Annotated in this window: 17 protein-coding genes; 4 read left to right on the forward strand and 13 right to left on the reverse strand. The window is 71.4% G+C overall.

Annotation, left to right across the window (positions count from 1 at the left end):
* Positions 1-29: 29 nt before the first annotated feature.
* Entirely contained in the window at positions 30-1,706 is a 1,677-nt protein-coding gene (locus tag ACFUEL_RS08670; RefSeq protein ID WP_380235320.1) for a chitinase, read from the reverse strand.
* A 163-nt stretch (positions 1,707-1,869) separates the two neighbouring features.
* On the reverse strand, positions 1,870-2,247 hold the full coding sequence (locus ACFUEL_RS08675; protein ID WP_380235321.1) for a hypothetical protein: 378 nt from the start codon (positions 2,245-2,247) through the stop codon (positions 1,870-1,872).
* Between the two features lie 68 nt (positions 2,248-2,315).
* Between ACFUEL_RS08675 and ACFUEL_RS08680 the strand changes: the two genes are divergently transcribed.
* Entirely contained in the window at positions 2,316-5,570 is a 3,255-nt protein-coding gene (locus tag ACFUEL_RS08680) for a S41 family peptidase (protein ID WP_380235322.1), read from the forward strand.
* A 161-nt stretch (positions 5,571-5,731) separates the two neighbouring features.
* Here the strand turns inward: ACFUEL_RS08680 and ACFUEL_RS08685 are convergent, their stop codons facing one another.
* Together ACFUEL_RS08685 and ACFUEL_RS08690 are read right to left on the reverse strand one after the other, a co-directional pair.
* On the reverse strand, positions 5,732-5,944 hold the full coding sequence (locus tag ACFUEL_RS08685; RefSeq protein ID WP_380235323.1) for a hypothetical protein: 213 nt from the start codon (positions 5,942-5,944) through the stop codon (positions 5,732-5,734).
* Between the two features lie 86 nt (positions 5,945-6,030).
* Positions 6,031-6,219 (reverse strand): hypothetical protein, encoded by a 189-nt coding sequence (locus ACFUEL_RS08690; protein ID WP_380235324.1) that lies wholly within the window; start codon positions 6,217-6,219, stop codon positions 6,031-6,033.
* 244 nt (positions 6,220-6,463) lie between these two features.
* On the opposite strand from ACFUEL_RS08690, the gene adhE reads away from it, so the two are divergent.
* From adhE to pflA, 3 genes are read left to right on the forward strand one after another with little or no spacing between them, the layout of a single operon-like run.
* Entirely contained in the window at positions 6,464-9,151 is a 2,688-nt protein-coding gene (gene adhE / locus ACFUEL_RS08695) for a bifunctional acetaldehyde-CoA/alcohol dehydrogenase (RefSeq protein ID WP_380235325.1), read from the forward strand.
* Between the two features lie 16 nt (positions 9,152-9,167).
* Complete coding sequence (gene pflB, locus ACFUEL_RS08700) at positions 9,168-11,462, forward strand: formate C-acetyltransferase (protein ID WP_380235326.1); 2,295 nt, start codon at positions 9,168-9,170, stop codon at positions 11,460-11,462.
* A gap of 42 nt (positions 11,463-11,504) precedes the next feature.
* The gene (gene pflA, locus ACFUEL_RS08705) at positions 11,505-12,275 is read left to right on the forward strand and encodes a pyruvate formate-lyase-activating protein (protein ID WP_380235327.1); all 771 of its coding nucleotides are present in this window, start codon (positions 11,505-11,507) and stop codon (positions 12,273-12,275) included.
* Positions 12,276-12,318: 43 nt separating this feature from the next.
* Here the strand turns inward: pflA and ACFUEL_RS08710 are convergent, their stop codons facing one another.
* The 9 genes from ACFUEL_RS08710 to ACFUEL_RS08750 form a co-directional block, all read right to left on the reverse strand.
* Positions 12,319-14,379: a phosphocholine-specific phospholipase C gene (locus tag ACFUEL_RS08710; protein ID WP_380235328.1), complete on the reverse strand. Its 2,061-nt coding sequence runs from the start codon at positions 14,377-14,379 to the stop codon at positions 12,319-12,321.
* A 205-nt stretch (positions 14,380-14,584) separates the two neighbouring features.
* Positions 14,585-15,157 carry a hypothetical protein gene (locus ACFUEL_RS08715; protein ID WP_380235329.1) on the reverse strand — a complete coding sequence of 191 codons (573 nt, stop codon included), beginning with the start codon at positions 15,155-15,157 and terminating at the stop codon, positions 14,585-14,587.
* A gap of 64 nt (positions 15,158-15,221) precedes the next feature.
* On the reverse strand, positions 15,222-15,794 hold the full coding sequence (locus ACFUEL_RS08720) for a hypothetical protein (protein WP_380235330.1): 573 nt from the start codon (positions 15,792-15,794) through the stop codon (positions 15,222-15,224).
* Positions 15,795-16,000: 206 nt separating this feature from the next.
* Positions 16,001-16,576 carry a hypothetical protein gene (locus ACFUEL_RS08725; RefSeq protein ID WP_380235331.1) on the reverse strand — a complete coding sequence of 192 codons (576 nt, stop codon included), beginning with the start codon at positions 16,574-16,576 and terminating at the stop codon, positions 16,001-16,003.
* A gap of 227 nt (positions 16,577-16,803) precedes the next feature.
* Positions 16,804-17,376 (reverse strand): hypothetical protein, encoded by a 573-nt coding sequence (locus ACFUEL_RS08730; RefSeq protein WP_380235332.1) that lies wholly within the window; start codon positions 17,374-17,376, stop codon positions 16,804-16,806.
* Positions 17,377-17,646: 270 nt separating this feature from the next.
* Entirely contained in the window at positions 17,647-18,174 is a 528-nt protein-coding gene (locus tag ACFUEL_RS08735) for a hypothetical protein (protein WP_380235345.1), read from the reverse strand.
* 124 nt (positions 18,175-18,298) lie between these two features.
* Complete coding sequence (locus tag ACFUEL_RS08740; RefSeq protein ID WP_380235333.1) at positions 18,299-18,790, reverse strand: hypothetical protein; 492 nt, start codon at positions 18,788-18,790, stop codon at positions 18,299-18,301.
* A 2-nt stretch (positions 18,791-18,792) separates the two neighbouring features.
* Positions 18,793-20,508 carry an alpha/beta hydrolase gene (locus tag ACFUEL_RS08745; RefSeq protein WP_380235334.1) on the reverse strand — a complete coding sequence of 572 codons (1,716 nt, stop codon included), beginning with the start codon at positions 20,506-20,508 and terminating at the stop codon, positions 18,793-18,795.
* Positions 20,508-21,200, reverse strand: coding sequence for a hypothetical protein (locus tag ACFUEL_RS08750; RefSeq protein WP_380235335.1), 693 nt, complete (start codon positions 21,198-21,200; stop codon positions 20,508-20,510). Before ACFUEL_RS08750 ends, ACFUEL_RS08745 begins: the two co-directional genes overlap by 1 nt.
* Between the last annotated feature and the right edge of the window lie 187 nt (positions 21,201-21,387).

The raw sequence follows: 21,387 nt of genomic DNA on the forward strand, positions 1-21,387 counted from the left end.
GACCGGCTCCGTCAGTACCGTGCCGGGTCTCAGCCGAAGTAGCTGTGGAAGTTCTTCGAGAACTCGTTGTTGTTGTAGTTGTCCCAGTTGATCGACCAGGTCATCAGCCCGCGCAGGTTCGGCTGCTTGCCGGCCCGCGGGGTGTAGGAGCCGCAGCCGGTGCCCTTGGTGAGGCAGTCGAGCGCCTGGTTGACCACGGCCGGGGCGACGTAGCCGTTGCCCGCGTAGGTGTTGGCGGGCATGCCGATCGCGACCTGCGAGGGCTTGAGCGCCGGGAACATGTTGTTGGTGTTGCCGGCCACCGGGAAGCCGCTGAGCAGCATGTCGGTCATCGCGATGTGGAAGTCCGCGCTGCCCATGTTGTGGTACTGGTTGTCGAGGCCCATGATCGAGCCCGAGTTGTAGTCCTGGACGTGCAGCAGGGTCAGGTCGTCGCGCAGGCCGTAGATGACCGGCAGGAAGGCGCCGGCCCGCGGGTCCTGGCCGCCCCAGGGGCCCGAGCCGTAGTACTGGTAGCCGAGCTGGACGAAGAAGGTCTCCGGCGCCATGGTGAGCTGGAACTTCGCGCCGTACTTGGCCTTCAGCGTCTTGACCGCGGAAATCAGGTTGGTGATCACCGGCGTGGTCGGGTTCTTGAAGTCGGTGTCGCCGGTGTTCAGCGACAGCGAGTGGCCCTCGAAGTCGATGTCGAGGCCGTCCAGGCCCCACTTGTCGATGATCGCGGAGACCGAGTTGACGAAGTTGTCGCGGGCGGCGGTGGTGGTGAGCTGCACCTCGCCGTTCTGGCCGCCGATCGACAGCAGGACCTTCTTGCCCTTGGCCTGCTTGGCGGCGATGGCCGCCTTGAAGTCGGCGTCGGACTCGACGCCGGGGCACTCGGTGACCGGGCAGCGGTTGAAGTGGATGGTGCCGCCGGTGATGGAGTCCGGCTCGCCGAAGGCCAGGTCGATGATGTCCCAGCTGTCGGGGACGTCGGACATCTTCATGTAGCCGGCGCCGTTGGCGAAGCTGGCGTGCAGGTAGCCGACCAGCGCGTGGCCGGTGGGGGGCGGCGGGCTGGTGGGCGGCACCGAGGTGGACGGGCTGGCCGAGGCGGACGGCGACGCGGAGGCCGAGGTCGACGGCGAGGCCGAGGCGGAGGCGGAGGGCGACGGCGAGGCCGACTTGGAGGGGCTGGCGCTGGCGGTGGGCGAGGCGGGCGCGCCGGGGCCGTCCAGCGAGACGTCGTCCGCGTAGTAGGTGCCCTGGCCGTACCAGCCGTGGGTGAACACGGTGGCGGAGGTCTGGGTGGCGGTGGTGGTGAAGCTGACCGAGAGCTTCTGGTAGGCGCCGCCGGTGCTCGGCGTCCAGGTCGAGGTGCCGCCGTTGACGCCGAGGTAGACGTAGGCGCCGTTGACGTACGCGCTGAGGGTGTACGTGGTGTTGGGGGCGACCGCGACGGTCTGGGTGCACTGGGCGGTGTCGGACGCGGAGGCGGCGGCCGCGAGCGCGTAGCTGCCGGTGTGGGCGTGGCCGGTGACCACGGAGCCGGTCGAGCCGGTGCACGTCCAGGGGCTCAGCGCGTTGGTCTCGAAACCGCCGTTGACCAGGAACTCTCCGGCCGAGGCCGAGCCGGCCAGGCCGAAGCTGAGCGCGACGGCGCCCGCGGCGGCCACCGCCCAGGCCGTTCCGGCGGCGAGCAGCCGCTTCTTACGGGGAGTACGCATGTGGGGATGCTCCTGCCTCTGTGTGGGGGACGCCCTCCTCCGTCCGCCGGGCTGTGGGGTTCCCGGCCGGGGCGTGCCGCCGCACCGGCACCCACCCAGGGAGTTGGACTAGACCACTGAAGCGGCTGTGACTCCTCCCTGTCAATGGACGGGAGAGCACGGTTCACTGACCCGCCGTCAGCCGCTCCCACAGCGCGTCGAAGTCCTCGGCCACCACCCGCCAGCCGTCGGCGCCGAGGAACAGCACCCGGGGCGGTGCGGTCCGGAAGTCCAGCGCGATCGGCAGGTCGGCGCCCAGGGAGCCGATCAGCCAGAGCTGCTCCGGGTCGACGCCGATCCCCGGCTCGATCCACAGCGGGCGCAGCTCCGGGTCCGCCGCATCGCGCTTCAGGGCCGCCGTGTCCCGCGCGGTCTCCTCCGGCCCGAACAGGTCGAAGCGGTACCCCTCCGGCTCGTCGAACACCTCCGCCACCCGCGGTCCGTACGCCGGCACCGCCGACTCCCCCGCCCAGATCCGCCGCAGCCGCTCCGGTGCCTGCACCGCGTTCCCCTCCCGCCGGTCACGGGGCCGCGTTTGCGGGCCCCGGCCAGCGATCGAACCATGGAAGGGTGTCCGGATACCTGCGCTACCCCCATGTCCGCGGCGGTCTGCTCGCCTTCACCGCCGAGGACGACGTCTGGGCCGCGCCGCTGGCGGCGGACGGCACGGTCGGACGGGCCTGGCGGGTGAGCGCGGACCGGACCAGGGTCAGCCACCCCAGGCTGTCGCCGGACGGCACGGTACTGGCGTGGACCAGCTGGTTCGCACTGGTGCCCGAGGTCTTCACCGCCCCGGTGGACGGCGGGGAGGCGGTCCGGCTGACGTACTGGGGCAGCCAGGACACCCGGGTGCGCGGCTGGCTGCCGAACGGCGACGTGCTGGCGGTGACCTCGTACCACGAGCCGTTCGCGCACTACGCCTGGGCGTGGGAGCTGCCGGCGGACGGCGCGCCGGGGCGGCGGATGCCGTGGGGGCCGGTCGCGGACGCCCAGGTCGGCGCGGGGCACACGGTGCTGCTGACCGACGCGGCGCCGCACGAGCCCGCGTTCTGGAAGCGCTACCGGGGCGGCGCGACCGGCCGGCTCTGGGTGGACCACGACCTGCTGCTGCCCGGCCTGCCCGGCCACCTGGCCTCGCCGATGCCGCTGGCCTGCGCCGACGGCACCCGGATCGCGTTCCTCTCCGACCACGAGGGCGTCGGCAACCTGTACTCCGTCCGCCCGGACGGCACCGGCCTGCGCCGGCACACCGACCACGCCTCGTACTACGCCCGGGAGGCCGCGAGCGACGGCGTCCGGGTGGTCTACCAGCACGCGGGCGACCTGTGGCTGCTCGACTCGCTGGACGCCCCCGCCCCGCGCCGGCTGGACGTGCCGCTGGGCGGCGCCCGGGCCGGGCGGCGGCCGTACCAGGTCAGCGCCGCCAACAACGTCAAGGACCTGGCCTGCGACGCCACCGGCCGGGCCGGGCTGCTGAACGTGCGCGGCTCGCTGTACTGGCTGACCCACCGCGACGGCCCGGCCCGGGTGCTGGCCGACACCCCGGGCGTGCGCTGCCGGCTGCCGCTGGTGCTCGGCTACGGCAACCGGGCCGCCTGGGTGACGGACGCCGACGGCGCGGACGCGATCGAGCTGGCCGCGCTGCCCGGCAAGGAGTCCCCGTCCGGCCGGGACGCGCTGTCCGGCAAGGACGCCCCGGAGGAGCCGCCCCCGCACCGGCGGATCGCCGGCGGTCGGATCGGCCGGGTGCAGGAGCTGGCCGCCGCCCCGGACGGCGGACGCCTGGCCGTGGCCTGCTCGGACGGGCGGCTGCTGCTGGTCGACACCGCCGACGGCGCCGTCACCGAGGTCGCCGCCTCCCGCTTCGGCCCGGTCTCCAGCCCGTCCTTCTCGCCCGACTCGCGCTGGCTGACCTGGTCCGAACCGGTCGCGGGCCGCTCGCTGCGGGCGATCCGGCTGGCCCGCACCGACCGGCCCGAGCACAAGGTCGCCGTCACCGGCGGCCGGTTCGAGGACGAGCACCCGGTGTTCACCCGGGACGGCCGCTTCCTGGTGTTCCTGTCCTGGCGCGGCTTCGACCCGGTGCACGACGTGCACACCGGCGACCTGTCCTTCCCGCTCGGCTGCCGCCCCTACCTGGTGCCGCTGGCCGCCGACACCCCGTCCCCGTTCGCCTCGCCCGCCGAGGGCCGCCCGCCGGTCGGCCTCGACCCGGAGGAGGCCACCGGCGACGGCACCGTGCACGTCGACGAGGAGGGGCTGAGCAAGCGGCTGGTGCCGTTCCCGGTGATCGCCTCCAAGTACTCGGCGACCGCGGCGGTGCGCGGCGGCGTGGTCTGGCTGCGCTGGCCGATCTCCGGCGCCCTCGGCCAGACCTTCGCCAACCCGGAGGACACCTCGGGGCGCCCCGCCCTGGAGCACTTCGACCTGGCCCGCGGCCGCCGCACCACCCTGGTCGAGCAGCTCGACGGCTTCGCGGTCTCCGCGGACGGCTCGGCGGTCTCGGTGTTCTCCGCCGGCGCGCTCAAGCTGTACCCGCTGGCCGCCCCCACCGCCCCGCTCCCCGTCGACCTGCGCCGGATCACCCACACCGTGCACCCCGCCGCCGAGTGGCGGCAGTCCTACCACGAGGCCGCCCGGATCGTCGCCGACCAGTTCTGGGACGAGGGCATGTGCGGCCTCGACTGGCCCGCCCTCACCGAGCAGTACGCGCCGCTGCTCGAACGGATCGCCTCCCCCGACGACTTCGCCGACCTGCTGCGCGAACTCCTCGGCGAACTCGGCACCTCGCACGCCTACGTCACCCCGGCCCGGCGCGGCGAGGGCCCCGCCATCGCCCAGCAGCCGCTCGGCCTGCTCGGCGCCAACGCCCACCGCGACGCGGACGGCCGCTGGCTGGTCGACCGGATCCTGCCCGGCGAGTCCTCCGACCCAAAGGCCCGCGCCCCGCTGGCCGGCCACGGCCTGCACGACGGCGACGAACTGCTCGCCGTCGACGGCCGCCCGCCCGACCCGGTCCGCGGCCCCACCCCGCTGCTGGCCGGCACCGGCGGCACCACCGTCGAACTGACCGTCCGCCACGACGGCCGGGTGCGGCGCATCGCGGTCACCCCGCTGACCGACGAACGGCCCATCCGCTACCAGGACTGGGTGGCCAAACGACGGCACCTGGTACGGGAGTTCAGCGACGGCGTCTGCGGCTACCTGCACATCCCCGACCTCGGCGGCTCCGGCTGGGCCCAGTTCAACCGGGACCTGCGCTCCGAACTCGCCCGGCCCGCCCTCGTCCTGGACGTCCGGGGCAACGCGGGCGGCAACGTCTCCGAACTCGTCCTGGAGAAGCTCCACCGCCGCGTCCTCGCCTGGGACTTCACCCGCGGCCGGCAACCCGTCCGCTGGCCCCGGGACGCCCCGCGCGGCCCGGTCGTCGCCCTCGCCGACCACGCCACCAGCTCCGACGGCGACGTCATCATCGCCGCGATCAAGTCACTCGCGCTGGGCCCCGTCGTCGGCACCCGCACCTGGGGCGGCGTGGTCGGCATGACCGGCCGCCACGCGCTGGGCGACGGCACCCAGATCTCCGTCCCCAAGAACGCGAGCTGGTTCACCGGCGGCGTCGGCTTCTCCGTCGAGAACCGCGGCGTCGACCCCGACATCGAGGTCGTCCGCACCCCCCACGACTGGGCCCGCGGCGACCACACCGACCTCGCCGCCGCCGTCGACCTCGCCCTCACCCTCCTCGCCGCAACCCCCGCCGCCGCACCCCCGCCCCGCGACACCCCCCGCCCCGACCTGCGGCGACCGCCGCTGCCGCCCCGGCCCTGAGAAACCGCTGCGCGGAGCCGGCAGGCAGGCAGGCTGGCTGGCAGGCAGGCAGCGGACCTGCGGTGACCGGCGCTGTGCGGGGTGCGGCTCCTCCGGTTCCCGGGTGTGCGCGGAGCACCGGCGTTCCCTTGGTGGGGGCCGGTGCTCCGGGTGCGCGGGGGTCAGCCCCAGGGGTCGCCCTCGGCGGTCATGTTCTCGGCGGCCTCGCGGTCCTCGCGGTCCTGCCGGATGCGGCGTTCCGCGTCGTCGCGGGCGCGTTCGACCTGGTCTCCGAAGGCGTCGGCGGCCTCGTCGTGGGCGAGGGCGGTGCGTTCGGGTGTGTCGGTGGCGGCGGGTGGGGCCGCCTGGTGGCGGAACCTGTCGAAGATGCCCATGTCTCCTCCTCGGGTGGGCGCTCCCCCTTGCCACGGTACGCCGGTGGGACGGGCCCGGTCGGGGTCCGTCCCACGCGGGCGGCGGGTCAGGAGGACTCGCCCTCCTGCTGCTGCTGGTCGTCCGCGGACTCCTGGCCGCCGGGCATCATGCCCTCGGCCTTCTCGCGGGCCTTCTGCTCGGCGTCCTCGGTCTTGGAACCCTGGTCGCCGAGCGCCGACTTGGCCTGGTCGGCGAGTTCGTTCGCCTTGTCCTTGAACTGGTCACTCAGACCCATGTCTCCTCCTCGGGGTGTCACGACAACGGGCTCCGTCCACCTTTGCACCGGCCCGGACGGGGCGCATCCGGACGGGCCGGGGCCACCCGTCCGGCCCAGTGACGGAGGCCGTTGGTCCCGGGCGGTTCGCGCCCAACGGCCGTATCCCCCTCACGTGGCCCCGACGGAGAGTGGTGTGGTCAGAGCCGGCCCCGGCAGTGCCGCCGGGGCGCCCCGCAGCCGCACCCCAAGAGGTGAGCGCGCCATGCCGTCCCGTGCCCAGTCCCCCGCCGCGAATCCCGCCGCAGACCCCGCCGCCGCCGATCCCGTCGCCGCCGATCCCGCCGCCGCAGACCCCGCCGGAGCCGCAGCCGTCGACCTGCTGGTCCGCAACGGCATCGAGGCCCTGGCGGAGTACGCCTCCTTCACCCAGGAGCAGGTCGACCACATCGTCAAGAAGGCGTCGCTGGCGGCGCTGGCCGAGCACACCGGCCTGGCCGTCCTCGCGGTCGAGGAGACCGGCCGCGGCCTGTTCGAGGACAAGGCGGTGAAGAACGTCTTCGCCTGCGAGAACGTCACCCACGTGATGGGCCGGACGAGGACGGTGGGGGTGGTGCGCCGGGACGAGATCGACGGGATCGTGGAGATCGCCGAGCCGGTGGGCGTGGTCGCGGGCGTCACGCCGGTGACCAACCCGACCTCGACGACGATCTTCAAGGCGCTGCTCGCGCTCAAGACCCGCAACCCGATCGTGTTCGCCTTCCACCCGGCGGCGCAGCGCTGTTCGGCGGAGGCGGCCCGGATCGTCCGGGACGCGGCGGTCGCGGCGGGCGCCCCGGTGCACTGCGTGCAGTGGATCGAGCACCCGTCGATGGCGGCGACGGGCGCGCTGATGAACCACCCCGGCGTGGCGACGATCCTGGCCACCGGCGGCAACGCGATGGTCAAGGCCGCGTACTCGTGCGGGAAGCCGGCGCTGGGCGTGGGCGCGGGCAACGTGCCGGCGTACGTGGAGCGGAGCGCGGACGTCCGGCGTGCGGTGAACGACATCGTGCTGTCGAAGTCCTTCGACAACGGCATGATCTGCGCCTCCGAGCAGGCGGTGATCCTGGACGCGGAGATCCACGACGCGGCGATAGCCGAGTTCCGCAAGCTGAAGGCGCACCTGGCGACGCCCGAGGAGAAGGCCGGGCTGGAGCGGCACCTCTTCGGGGTCGGCGCGGGCACCGACTGCGCGGGCGCGAAGCTGAACGCCGACGTGGTGGGGCGGTCGGCGCCGGAAATCGCGCGGGCGGCGGGCTTCGAGGTGCCGGAGGACACCTCGGTCATCCTGGCGGAGGTCGGCGGGGTCGGCGGGGCCGAGCCGCTGACCCGGGAGAAGCTCTGCCCGGTGCTGGCGGTGCTGCGGGCGGACGGCCGGGCGCAGGGCGTGGAACTGGCGCAGCGGATGGTGGAGTTCAACGGTCTGGGGCACTCGGCGGCGGTGCACACCGAGGACGCGGCGTTCGCCGAGGAGTTCGGCACGGCGGTGAAGGCGTGCCGGATCATCTGGAACGCGCCGAGCTCGCAGGGCGGCATCGGCGACGTCTACAACGCGTTCACGCCCTCGCTGACGCTGGGCTGCGGCAGTTACGGGCACAACTCGGTGTCGGGGAACGTCTCGGCGCTGAACCTGGTCAACATCAAGCGGATCGGGCGGCGCAACACCAACATGCAGTGGTTCAAGGTCCCGCCGAAGATCTACTTCGAGCGCCACTCGATCAAGTACCTGGCCAGCATGCCGAAGGCCCGCAGGGTCGTGGTGGTCACCGACCGGACCATGGTGGAGATCGGCCACCTGGAGCGGATCCGCACCGTGCTGGACCGGCGCCGCGAGCCGGTCGAGGTGCGGGTGGTCGACGACGTCGAGCCGAACCCGAGCATCGACACGGTGCGCCGGGGCGCGGAGCTGATGCGCGCGTTCGAGCCCGACACCATCGTGGCGCTGGGCGGCGGCTCGCCGATGGACGCCGCGAAGGTGATGTGGCTGATGTACGAGCACCCGGAGGTGGAGTTCGCGGACCTGAAGGAGAAGTTCTTCGACATCCGCAAGCGCGCCTTCACCTTCCCTGACCTGGGCGAGAAGGCCAAGCTGGTGTGCGTCCCCACCACCTCGGGCACCGGCAGCGAGGTCACCCCGTTCGCGGTGATCACCGACACCGCCACCGGCCAGAAGTACCCGCTGGCGGACTACGCGCTCACCCCCAGCGTGGCGATCGTCGACCCGGCGCTGACCACCCGCCTGCCCAGGGACGTCACCGCGGACTCCGGGTTCGACGCGCTGACGCACTGCATCGAGACGTACGTGTCGGTGTACGCCAACGACTTCACCGACGGCCTGGCGCTGCAGGGGATCCAACTGGTCTTCGAGCACCTGGAGCGGGCCGTCGCCGACGGGCCGGACGACCCGGTGGCGCGGGAGCGGATGCACAACGCGGGGACGATCGCGGGCATGGCGTTCGGCTCGTCCTTCCTGGGCGTGGTGCACGCGATGGCGCACACCCTGGGCGCGACCTTCCACGTGGCGCACGGGCGGGCGAACGCGCTGCTGCTGCCGCACGTGATCCGCTACAACGGGTCGGCGCCGGGCAAGGTGACCAGCTGGCCGAAGTACCGCAGCTACGTGGCGCCGGAGCGCTACCAGCGGATCGCCCGGACGCTGGGCCTGCCCGCGGACACCCCCGAGCAGGGCGTGGAGTCGCTGGCGGCGGCGGTGGAGGAGCTGCGCGGGAAGGTCGGCATCCCGCGCTCGTTCAAGGAGGCCGGGGTGGACGAGGCGGCCTTCCTGGCGGCGCTGCCGCAGCAGGCGATGAACGCCTACGAGGACCAGTGCGCGCCCGCCAACCCCCGGATGCCGATGCTCGCGGACATGCGGCGGCTGATGACCCGGGCCTACTACGGCGACCAGAACTGAGAAGGGGACACCCGAGATGACCACCTCGCAGCAGCACACCACCGCCTCCGCCCCGACCGGTGCCTGGGACGGCTTCAAGGGCGGCCTGTGGCGGGACGCGATCGACGTCCGCGACTTCATCCAGCAGAACTACACCCCGTACGAGGGCGACGGCGCCTTCCTGGCCGGCCCGACCGAGCGGACCTCGGGCATCTGGGCGAAGATCACCGCGCTGTTCCCCGAGGAGCGCGCCAAGGGCGTCCTGGACGTCTCGTACGACACGCCCTCGACCATCACCGCGCACGCGCCCGGGTACATCGACCGGGAGAACGAGCTGGTCGTCGGCCTGCAGACCGACGCCCCGCTGAAGCGGGCGATCATGCCCAACGGCGGCTGGCGGATGGTCGCGGGGGCGCTGGAGACCTACGGGTACCCGGTCGACCCGGGGCTGGAGAAGGTCTTCACGCAGTACCGCAAGACCCACAACGCGGGCGTCTTCGACGCCTACACCCCGGACATCCGGGCCGCCCGCAAGGCCGGGATCGTCACCGGCCTGCCGGACGCGTACGGGCGCGGCCGGATCATCGGCGACTACCGGCGGGTCGCGCTGTACGGCGTGGACCGGCTGATCGCCGCCAAGCGGGAGGAGAAGGCGTCGCTGGACGCCGCGCCCGCCGACCCGCGGACGCTGGAGGAGACCGTCCGCGAGCGCGAGGAGCTGGCCGAGCAGGTCCGCGCCCTGGAGGAGCTGAAGGCGATGGCCGCGGCCTACGGCCACGACGTCTCCGGCCCGGCGCGCGACGCCCACCAGGCGGTCCAGTGGCTGTACTTCGCCTACCTGGCGGCGGTGAAGGAGCAGAACGGCGCGGCGATGTCGCTCGGCCGGACCTCCACCTTCCTGGACGTCTACCTCGAACGGGACCTGGCGGCCGGCCGGTTGACCGAGGAGCGGGCCCAGGAGCTGGTCGACGACTTCATCGTCAAGCTGCGGATCGTCCGCTTCCTGCGCACCCCCGAGTACGACGAGCTGTTCTCCGGCGACCCGACCTGGGTCACCGAGTCGATCGGCGGCATCGGCACCGACGGCCGCCCGCTGGTCACCCGCACCTCGTTCCGCTACCTGCAGACCCTGTACAACCTGGGCCCGGCGCCGGAGCCGAACATGACGGTGTTCTGGTCGCCGAAGCTGCCGCAGGGCTTCAAGGAGTTCTGCGCCAAGGTGTCGATCGACACCTCCAGCGTGCAGTACGAGTCGGACGAGCTGATGCGCCCGCGCTTCGGCGACGACACCGCGATCGCCTGCTGCGTCTCCGCGATGGAGGTCGGCCGGCAGATGCAGTTCTTCGGCGCCCGGGTCAACCTCGCCAAGGCGCTGCTGTACGCGATCAACGGCGGCCGGGACGAGAAGTCCGGCGCGCAGGTCGGCCCGGACACCGGGGCGCTGCGTTCGACGGAGCAGGGGGCCTCCGAGGTCCTCGACTACGACGAGGTGGCGGACCGCTTCGACCGGCAGCTGGAGTGGCTGGCCGAGACGTACGTGCACGCGCTGAACGTCATCCACTACATGCACGACAAGTACGCCTACGAGCGCCTGGAGATGGCGCTGCACGACCGGGCGGTGCGCCGCACCATGGCCTGCGGCATCGCCGGGCTGTCGGTCGCCGCGGACTCGCTCTCCGCGATCAAGTACGCGAAGGTCCGCCCGGTGCGCGACGAGACCGGCCTCGCCGTGGACTACACCGTCGAGGGCGAGTACCCGGCGTACGGCAACAACGACGACCGGGTGGACGAACTCGCGGTGCAGCTGGTCGAGGAGTTCATGCGCAAGGTGCGCAAGCACCCCACCTACCGGGGCGCCGAGCACACCCAGTCGGTGCTGACCATCACCTCGAACGTGGTGTACGGCAAGAAGACCGGCGCCACCCCGGACGGCCGCCGGGCCGGCGAGCCGTTCTCGCCGGGCGCCAACCCGATGAACGGGCGCGACACCCACGGGTACGTGGCCAGCGCGCTGTCGGTGGCCAAGCTGCCGTACGCGGCCGCCGAGGACGGCATCTCGCTGACCAACACCGTCACGCCCGACGCGCTGGGCCGCACCCCCGAGGAGCGGGTGCGCAACCTGGCGGGCGTGCTGGACGGGTACACGGCCGTCGGCGGGTTCCACATGAACGTCAACGTGCTGAACCGGGAGACCCTGCTCGACGCGATGGAGCACCCCGAGAAGTACCCGCAGCTGACCATCCGGGTCAGCGGCTACGCGGTCAACTTCGTCCGGCTGACCAGGGAACAGCAGCTCGACGTCGTCAACCGCACCTTCCACGGCTCGCTCTGAGCCCCGTCGACCGCGCCCCGACCGACCCCAGGAGGCACCGCCATGACCGTCACGCTCCCCGCCGACCTGCCGGTGGGCCCGGCCACCGGCGGCTCGGTGCACTCCTGGGACCTGTCGACCGGCGTGGACGGCCCCGGCACCCGGTTCGTGGTCTTCCTCGCCGGGTGCCCGCTGAACTGCCTGTACTGCCACAACCCCGACACCATGCGGATGGGCAACGGGCGGCGCACCGGCGCGGACGAGGTGGTCGCGGAGGCCGCCAAGTGCGCCCCGTTCATCCGCGCAGCGGGCGGCGGCGCCACCGTCAGCGGCGGCGAACCGCTGCTCCAACCCGGCTTCAGCGGCGAGTTGTTCCACCGCTTCAAGCACGAACTGGGCCTGCACACCGCGCTGGACACCTCCGGCTTCCTCGGCGCCCGGGCCGGCGACGACCTGCTCGCCGACGTCGACCTCGTCCTGCTGGACATCAAGTCCTGGGACCGGGCGCTGTACCGGCACGTCACCGGGCAGCGGCTCGGCCCCACCCTGGACTTCGCCCGCCGCCTCGCCGACCTCGGCAAGGAGGTCTGGGTCCGTTTCGTCCTCGTCCCCGGCCTGACCGACCCGCCGGAGAACGTGGCCGGGGTGGCCGCGTTCGCCGCCTCGCTCGGCAACGTCTCCCGGGTCGACGTGCTGCCCTTCCACAAGCTCGGCGCGGCCAAGTGGGCGGCGCTGGGGCGGGAGTTCCCCCTCGCCGACACCCCCGTCCCGACCGCCGACCAGGTGCGGGCCGCGCGCGAGGTCTTCGCCGCGCACGGCCTGCACGCCGTCTGATCCGCCTTCTGATCCGCCTTCTGATCCGCTTCCTGGTGCTCCGTCAGCCCGAGACCGAGGGCGCGCCGGTCTCCAGGTGGCCGGTGAACCGCTGCGACCAGCTCGCGTCCCCGCTGACCGTCACCGTGAAGTCGTACCAGCCGCCGGTGTACGCCACCGCGTTGAACCAGTCGCCGGTGCTGCCCCCGGCCGGGACGGTGTACGTCCACGGGCCGTCGGTGCGGTAGTTGTTCGAGGTGACGGTGAAGGTCACCGCCGAGCTGCCGCTGTTGGCCAGCTCGAACCGGAGCGCGAGCCTGCCGGTGTCCGGTGCGGCCTCGTACGTGGCGGTGACCGCCGCGTCCTTGCCCGGCTTGGTGGCGTCGCCGGTGAAGCGGCGCAGGAAGCGGTTCGGGCCGATGACCGTCAGGTCGTACTTGCCCGCGCCGTAGCCCGTCCCGCAGTTGAAGAAGTCGCTGGTCGCGCCCGCCGGGTCCACGGTGTACTGCCAGGGCCCGCCGGAGCGGTAGGCGTTGGCGTACGCGGCGAAGTGGCTGGCCGCGCTGCCCCGGTTGGCCATCGCGATCCACACCTTGACCGCCCCGCCGGAGCCGAACTCCAGGCGCTCCAGGTTCGCCACCGGCTGGTACGGCAGCGCGCGGGCCGGGCGGGTGCCCGGCTCCTGCACCGGCAGCCGGTTGTCCACCGGCGCCGGGTTGGGCAGCGGCCCGCAGGCGGCCAGGCCGATGGTCTGCGAGGTGTCCGGCAGCGCGGGCATCCCGTACACCGGGTGGGCGAAGTCGAACATGCCGGTCAGGTCGCCGGTGACCTTGCGCCGCCAGGCCGAGATGTTCGGGCAGGTCGCGGGCTTGCCGAGGGCGGCCGTCCACTTCTCCAGGAAGCGCAGCACCGAGGTGTGGTCGGAGGTCTCCGAGGAGACCCAGCCGCCCCGGCTCCACGGCGAGACGGCGATCATCGGGACGCGGAAGCCGAGGCCGATGTTGGTGCCGTTGTAGAACTCGCCCGCGGTGCCGGCCGGGGCGACCGGCGGCGGGACGTGGTCGAAGAAGCCGTCGTTCTCGTCGTAGTTGAGGAACAGGATCGTGGAGTCGAACACCGCCGGGTCCGCGTTCAGCGCGTCCAGCACGTTGTGCACGAAGTGCGCGCCGTCGGCCGGGGTCGCGTACGGGTGCTCCGAGGACGCCTGGTCCGGCACGATCCAGGACACCTGCGGCAGCGTCCCCGCCAGCACGTCCGCCCTGATCGCGGCGACGATGTCGTCCGGGGTCCTCCCCGTCACCTTCGGCACCGAGCCCATGCCCTTGACCGCCAGCGCGCTGCCCGCCGGGGCGCCGGAGAACCGGGTGAAGTACGCCAGCGCGTTGTCGCCGTAGTTGTCGGCGGCGTTCTGGTAGACCTTCCAGCTGACGCCCGCCGCCTCCAGCGCCTCCGCGTACGTCTGCCACTTCAGCCCCGACTCGTCGCCGCCGTCGTACGCCGGGCCGCCCGCCGCGCCCGCCGGGTCGATCTGGCCCGACCAGTGGTAGGTGCGGTTCGGGCCGGTCGCCGAGAGTACCGAGCAGTGGTAGGCGTCGTTGACCGTCCAGTTGTCGGCCAGCGCGTAGTGGAACGGGATGTCGGCGCGGGTCAGGTAGCCGAGGGTGCGGACGTTGCCCTTGGCCGCCACCCAGGAGTCCAACTTCCCGCTGTTCCACGCCTTGTGCTGGTCGCTCCAGCCGTGCGCGAGGTCGCCGTTGCACTGCGCCAGGCGCTCCGGGTCGGCGCCGCCGGCCGGCTTGGTCGCCGAGAACTGCCACGGGTACTGCCGCCCCAGCAGGTTCGGCTGGTTGAACACGCTGTACCCGCCGGACAGTTGGACGGTCGCCCGGTCGGCGAAGCCGCGCACCCCCTTCAGCATGCCGAAGTAGTGGTCGAAACTGCGGTTCTCCTGCATCAGGATCACGACGTGCTTGGCGTCCGCGATCGTCCCCGTCGCCCCTGCGACAGCCACGGCGGCCGCGGCGGACGATGCTTCCGCCGCCCCCGCCGCGGTGCCCGCGACGGCCGCCCCGGCCGCCGCGCTCGCCGACCACGCCATGAACTTCCTACGACTCAGCTCTGCCATCTCGACCCGCCCGTCCCCTCGGCTGCTGGTGATGTTGTCCAGACACCTTCGCGCTTCGTGCCGAACGCCGAGCATCCTCACGCAGGACGGGCCGCCGGGTCACCGCCCCGGAGCAAGGGTTGGCGGACTGTTCACCGGCCCCGGAAACGTGGTCCGCAGGGTGAACGGGCGGGGCGGCGAAGGCGGCGGCGTGGCGGCGCGGCGGTCAGTGCGACCAGTAGGGGTCGTCCTGCTGACCGGCGGGAGTCACGCTGGCGAGCGGTAGCGGGGTCTGGGTGTCCGGGAACGGGTCGCCGCCGCTCCGGAGTTTCGTCTTCTCCACCGAGGCCGTAATGGTCGCCAAACCGCTTTCCACGCCCACCGTGACATGCGCCTTGTCCGGACAGGTCGCCGACGCGTACTTCCAGCGGCCGCCCGACCCCTCCCCGGTTTCGACCGTGCAACCCAGCGCTCTCCAGTACTCCTCCACCTGGTCGAGCAGGACGACCTCCTTCCCGTCCGCGATCCGCTCCGCCAGGAAACCCTGCCGCTTCACTTCGGCGTACCCCGTTTCCTTGCCGAAGGCGCCCCGCTCCTCGCCGTAAGTGAACCCGATGTACTGCGGGGGCGTCACCGCCGGAGTGATCGCCTTGACCGTCCCGTCGATCAGGGAGTCGATCCGGTGCTGCGCCGCGGTCGGATCACCGAGCGGCCCGAGGTCTTCGGAGTTGGAACAGCCGACCGCGAGTACCGCCAGCAGGGCAGCGGCAAGCGCGGCGAACGGCGTGCGGGGCCTCAACGTACAACCCTCTCGGCCGCGATCCGGGCCATGTTGTCCTCCAGGGAATCGGACGGCGCGACGGTCAGTGCGACCAGTAGGGGTCGTCCTGCTGACCGGCGGGATGGTGGCTGGCGCGCGGCAGGGGGGTCTGGGTGTCCGGGAACGGGTCGCCGCCGCTCCGGAACTTCGTCTTGTTCACCTTGGCTGTGACGGTCGCCAGACCGCTCTCGTTGATCTGCACGGAAGCTGTCGCCGTGTCAGCGCAGGTCGCCGACGCAGACGTCCTCGGCTTGCCGGCCTCCCCGGCGCTGACCGTGCAGCCCTGGTCCTTCCAGTACTTCTCCACCTGGTCGAGCAGGACGGGCTTCTTCTCCTCGGAGAACCTCTCCTCCAGGTAACTCTGCCGCCACACCTTGGCGTAGCCGTTCTCATTGCCGAAGACGTTCCGGCCTTCGTCGTAGAGGAACCCGATGTACGGCGCGGGCGTCACCGCCGGAGTGATCGCCTTGACCGTCCCGTCGATCAGGGAGTCGATCCGGTGCTGCGCCGCAGTCGGGTCACCGAGCGGCCCGAGGTCCTCGGAACCGGAGCAACCGGCCGCGAGTACCGCCAGCAGGGCAGCGACAAGCGCGGCGAACGGCGTGCGGGGCCTCAACGTACAACCCTCTCGGCCGCGATCCGGGCCATGTTGTCCTCCAGGGAATCGGACGGCTGCCGATGACCCGGCTCACCGTCCAGTAACAGGAACGCACTTCGAATCCGAACGGCCCACCGACAAGCAGGGGCCGGCCCTTCATCCCGCCGCCGCGCCCTCCCGCCCCAGGTACGTGGTGCTACCCCCGGGGCGGAGGCGGCGCGCGGTCAGTGCGACCAGTACGGGTCGTCCCACTGTTCGTCGGGGGCCTTACTGGCGGTCGGCTGCGGGGAATGGGTGTTCGGGAACGGACTCGGCCCGCCCGGGTACTTCGTCCCGTTCACCCGGGCTTCGACGAACGCCACCCCATTCCTGCTGATCTCCAACATCGCCCATGCCTGGTCCGCGCAGACCGCCGACACGTACACCTGCAGGGCAGCAGGCTTCTCGGGATTGACCGTGCAGCCCTGGTCCTTCCAGTGCTTCTCCACCTGGTCGAGCAGGACGCGCTTCTTCCCTTCGGCGATCCGCTGCTCCAAGTAGCTCTTGCGCCACACGTCGGCGTAGCCGGTCTCCTTGCCGAACGCGGTCCGCTTCTCGTCGTAGTCGTACCACCAGTCTTCCGGGATCGTCACCGCCGGAGTGATCGCCTTGAGCGTCCCGTCGACCAGTGAGTCGATCCGGTGCTGCGCCGCGGTCGGATCACTGAGCGCCCAGGTCTCCTCGGAGTCCGAACAGCCTGCGACAAGCGCCACCGCCAGTAGGGCGGCGGCAAGCGCGGCGAACGGGGTGCGGGACCTCAACGGGAAGCCCCCTCGGTCAGGTCGACGCCGTACTCGGCCGCGATCCGGGCCATGTTGTCCTCCAGGAAATCGAACAGCTGCCAATGACCCGGCTCACCGTCCAGTAACAGGAACGCACTTCGAATCCGAACGGCCCACCGACAAGCAGGGGCCGGCCCTTCACCCTGCCGCCGCGCCCTCCGCCCCGGGTACGTGGTGCTACCCCGGGGTGGAGGACGGCGCGGCGGTCAGTGCGACCAGTACGGGTCGTCCCACTGCCCGACGGGGGTCACGCTGGCGGTCGGCTGCGGGGAATGGGCGTTCGGGAACGGACTCGGCCCGCCCAGGTACTTCGTCCCGTTCACCCGGGCTTCGACGAACGCCTGACCGTCATCGCTGATCTCCAACATGACCCATGCCTGGTCCGCGCAGACCGCCGACACGTACACCTGCAGGGCAGCGGGCTTCTCGGGATTGACCGTGCAGCCCTGGTCCTTCCAGTGCTTCTCCACCTGGTCGAGCAGGACGCGCTTCTTCCCTTCGGCGATCCGCTGCTCCAAGTAGCTCTTGCGCCACACGTCGGCGTAGCCGGTCTCCTTGCCGAACGCGGTCCGCTTCTCGTCGTAGTCGTACCACCAGTCCTCCCGGGGCGTCACCGCCGGAGTGATCGCCTTGGTCATCCCGTCGATCAGGGAGTCGATCCGGCGTTGGGCAGCAGTCGGATCACCGAGCGGCCCGGGAGCCTCGGAGCCGGAACAACCGGCCGCGAGCGCCGCCAGCAGGGCGGCGACAAGGACGACGAACGGGGTACGGGGCCTCAACGTGCAGCCTCCTCGGCCGCGATTCGGGCCATCTTGTCCTCCAGGGAATCGGAACAGGGAGCCTCCTTGGTCGTGCCGTCGCCGTGCCCAGTGACGATCCACGCCATGTCGGCCAGGGATTCGAACGGTTGGCGCCAGCCCAGGCCACCGTCCCCGTAGTCGGAGTGCGCTTGGAATCCGAGCGGAACGGAGCCCGGAGCGGCCCCGGACCGCACCACCCCGACCGGCGGGGCGGCGCGATCCGATGGACACCGGCGGACGGCGTGGCGGTCAGTGCGACCAGTAGGGGTCGTCCTGCTGACCGGCGGGGGCCACGTTGGCGAGCGGTGGCCGGGTCTGGGTGTCCGGGAACGGGTCGCCGCCCTCCCGGAACTTCGTCTTCTCCACCCATGCCTTCACCGACACCGCACTGCCACCGGTGTCCACCATGACGTGCGCCCTGTCCGGACAGATCGCCGACGTGGTCACTCGCCGACCGTCGGGCTTCGCGGCGTCGACCGTGCAGCCCTGGTCCTTCCAGTACTTCTCCACCTGGTCGAGCAGGACGGGCTTCTTCTCCTCGGAGACCCGCTCCTCCAGGGCACCCTCCCGCCACACCTTGGCGTAGCCCGAGTCGTTGCCGAAGGTGTTCCGTTCTTCGCGGTGGAAGAACCCGATGTACTGCGGGGGCGTCACCGCCGGAGTGATCGCCTTGACCGTCCCGTCGATCAGCGAGTCGATCCGGTGCTGCGCCGCAGCCGGATCACCGAGCGGCCCGAGATCCTCGGAACCGGAGCAACCGGCCGCGAACGACACCACCAACAAGGCGGCGGTAAGGGAGCCAAACGGACTGCGGGGCCTCAGGGAAATCTCCTTCGTCGTGTCGCCACCGTGCTCGGTGGGGCGGCGGGGCGGCGCGGCGGCTGTTCACCGCTCGCGGAGGTCACTCCTTGATCGCGGTGCCGTCCGGCCAGACGCACGGTGAAGAGACGCTCAGGGTCAGCGTCTTGCTCGAATCCGCGCTCTCGGTCAACCCGATGGAGAACTCGTCCTTCGGGCTCTCGTACACCACGGCATCGGGATACCTCCACTTCTCGGTGAAGCCCAGGGCGCGCACCTTCTGCTCGAAAGCGTCGAAGACGGCCTTGTTGCCCTCGGGCTTGTCGCTGACGAGCTGCGTGTGCAGGTAGCTCTGCTCTCGTCCCTTCGGACCGGGGATGTCATTCGTCTCGCACGCGCCGGAGCGCAGCCGCCCGGCGGATGCCTCCGACTGGGAGCCACCGAGCAGGGTGCGCCTGACGTCGAGGTCGTAGGAGAGGACCTTCCGCCCGGCCTCCGCACTGGTGATGGTCGGCTGCAACTGCTCCTCGGTGAGTCCGCAGGAGACCAGCGACAAGGCCGCGAGGGGAACAGCGATCAGTCTCAGGTGGCGCATGGTCAGCCCAGCTCTCCGGTAATGACGTGCCCCATCACCCGCAGGGACGTGCTGTGTTCTTTCCAGTAGTCGGAGTGGCCCGTCCCCGGGTCGGTCGGTATGACGTTCCCGCCGAAGCCCCCGTTGACCGGGTCGCGGCCGTACATCAGGTGGTTGTCCGAAGAGAACGCGTCACCGGCCAGGTCCCCCGGGTCGGACGACCTGGCCCAACTGATGCTGTCATCGTCCCCTCGGGCCGCCCAGACCCGCTCGGGGGCGATGCCCAGGTCCTTGGCGTGGTCGACACCGGTGCCGGGGCTGCCGACGAACATCACCCCGTCGACGGGAAGGCTCCGGTCCCGCATCGCGTACCCCACCGTGGTACTGCCGTAGCTGTGCCCGATGATGGTCTGCCTGGCGGGCTCGCCTTCGTGCGTCGCCCGCAGACCGGTCTCGAAGGAGTGGAGCTGGCCCTCCGCGTTCCGCGCGAACACGTCCATTGCCGCTTCCGGAAAGATCGTCTGGGGTGCGGAGTATCCGACCCAGGTGATCGACGAGGTCGTCTCCTTGGGGCTCGCCTCCATCGCGGAGTCCACCATCAGATCCGACCGTTTGACGTCACCCTCGATCCCGCCCAGCCTTGCGCCGGTACCGGGGACGTACGTCACCACGTTGTCCGCAGTGTCGGGGTTGTTCACCGCCACGATCGCGCGGCCGTTGCCCTCGGCCTCGAAACCCATCAGGTAGACGGGCGGGCGGCCGTCCTTGCCGCCGGCGTCGATCCGGGCCTGGATCGCGTCTATGCCCTTGATCGACTCCCGCGCGGTGGTTTCCTCGATGCGCCATTGCCGGTGTTCTTCGCTCTCGGGAGTACCCAGCGGCCCCATCGAGTAGTTGCCCACCGGACCGTAGGGCGGCTCCGGCCCGACCTGGTCGAGCCTGGTCTGCATGGCCTCGCGGGTCTTGGGGAGCATCGAACGGTTCGCCTGGTCCCGGACGACGACCGGGATGCCGTCGAGGTTGCCGATCTCCTCGGGGTGGGTCTGGATCAGACGCTGCTGCTCCTCCGGGGGAAGGCCCTTCCACCAGGAACTGACCTCGGACGGGGAACTGCCCCGCTTCGGTATGGCGGACGCGACCAGGTCCTCTTCGTGGAGGGTTCGCATCATTGCGATGCTCGCCGCCGCAAAGGTGAGGCCCTTTCCGGTGCGGGCGTCGTCCGTGAGGGCGCGCAGCCGCTCGGCGATGGTCTGATCTGCGTGTTCAGCCTCTTTCAGGGCCTGTTCGATCCGCATGCCGTAGGCGATCCCCTGCCTCTCGCGGACGTCCTGCCGGATCATGTCCTCGACCGTGACGCCCTGGCCGGGAAGGGAAGGCTCGGACGGTTCCCAGGAGACCGAGCCGTCCTCACCCACCTGGTAGCCGTCGGCCTTCGCGTCCGCCAGGGCGTTGGTGAGCTTGCCCTGCGCGAGCATGAACGCCTCGGCGCCCTCCCGCAGGAGCGGAGCGATGCTGCCCAGCTCGCCGGCGGCCGAACTCAGCTTGACGGTGGTGCCCTTCAGGGAGGTGCGGGCGCGATCGGCACTGTCGCCCGCCCAACCGGAGCTGAGGGTCCGGCCTTCGACCCCGCTCTTCCAGTTGTCGTGGTGCTCGGAGAAGTTCTCACTGATCCGGGTGTACGCGTCCGCGGCGGCGAACAGCCCGTCGAAGCGGGCATTCTGGAGGGTGTGGACGTCCATCAGATGCCTCGCACCGGGGCGTTGAGGTCGAACGAGTCCGGCTCGGCGGGCTGCTCGACGTGGTGGACCTGGAAGTCGAGCCGGGGATCACGACCGGTTGCCTGCCCGAAGCGCTCGGCCTCCTCCGGCGTGACCTGGTGCGGCAGGGTCGTCGCCCGCGGGCCGTCGAAGGCGTCGCGCAGCAACCGCTGCCCCAGCGGCGAAGCGTGACCCGGCTGAGTGGTCGGCTGCGGGCCGTCGAAAGCGTCGCGCAGCAACCGCTGCTCCAGCGGGTTGGTCCGGCCCGGAACGCCTGCTCCGGATCCGGCGCTAGCGAGAGCCGGGGTGCCGGACGGGCCGGGGAGGGACTGGAGGCCGGAGCCGGCGGTCCCCAGCCCCCGGTGCGCGTCCTCTTCCCCCTTGCGGTAGTTGGCCGCGGTCCGGATCAACTTGTCCCCCTGGGAATCCATTTCCCGGGAGAGTTCGTCCAGCAACCGCTTCCACTCGTCGGTGCAGGCGTTGAGCTCGGTGCCGGTCCGCCAACCACGCAGACCGGCTTCCGCCTGGTCCGAGGCGGCCAGGATGCCGCCCGTCTCGCCGGGAATGACCTCGGCCGTCTGCTGCGCGGTACGACCGGATTGCTCCAATTCGTCCGGGTAAACGACGAAACCGCCGCTGCCCCCGCCGTCCACCGATTCGAGTCGCCCCATCATGCCCCCCATGAACTCGGCGATGCACGCACAGTCGTCGTGCGAATGCGGAAAGCACGCTAGCCATGGAACGGGGCGCCAGCACGGGAAACGCGAACATCCGAATCGGCACGACGGAAACGAAGCGGACCTTTCGGATGAACCGTCTTCTCGCCAAGAGTCGGCAAAGAGTGGCGAGTCAGGGCGAAAT

It is taken from the genome of Kitasatospora sp. NPDC057198 (assembly GCF_042670125.1).
Taxonomy (GTDB): domain Bacteria; phylum Actinomycetota; class Actinomycetes; order Streptomycetales; family Streptomycetaceae; genus Kitasatospora.

Coding starts and splice junctions, on each gene's coding strand:
- ACFUEL_RS08670 (WP_380235320.1), bottom strand. CDS start 1,706: ATGCGTACTCCCCGTAAGAAGCGGCTGCTCGCCGCCGGAACGGCCTGG.
- ACFUEL_RS08685 (WP_380235323.1), bottom strand. CDS start 5,944: ATGGGCATCTTCGACAGGTTCCGCCACCAGGCGGCCCCACCCGCCGCC.
- ACFUEL_RS08690 (WP_380235324.1), bottom strand. CDS start 6,219: ATGGGTCTGAGTGACCAGTTCAAGGACAAGGCGAACGAACTCGCCGAC.
- adhE (WP_380235325.1), top strand. CDS start 6,464: ATGCCGTCCCGTGCCCAGTCCCCCGCCGCGAATCCCGCCGCAGACCCC.
- pflB (WP_380235326.1), top strand. CDS start 9,168: ATGACCACCTCGCAGCAGCACACCACCGCCTCCGCCCCGACCGGTGCC.
- pflA (WP_380235327.1), top strand. CDS start 11,505: ATGACCGTCACGCTCCCCGCCGACCTGCCGGTGGGCCCGGCCACCGGC.
- ACFUEL_RS08710 (WP_380235328.1), bottom strand. CDS start 14,379: ATGGCAGAGCTGAGTCGTAGGAAGTTCATGGCGTGGTCGGCGAGCGCG.
- ACFUEL_RS08740 (WP_380235333.1), bottom strand. CDS start 18,790: ATGCGCCACCTGAGACTGATCGCTGTTCCCCTCGCGGCCTTGTCGCTG.
- ACFUEL_RS08745 (WP_380235334.1), bottom strand. CDS start 20,508: ATGGACGTCCACACCCTCCAGAATGCCCGCTTCGACGGGCTGTTCGCC.
- ACFUEL_RS08750 (WP_380235335.1), bottom strand. CDS start 21,200: ATGATGGGGCGACTCGAATCGGTGGACGGCGGGGGCAGCGGCGGTTTC.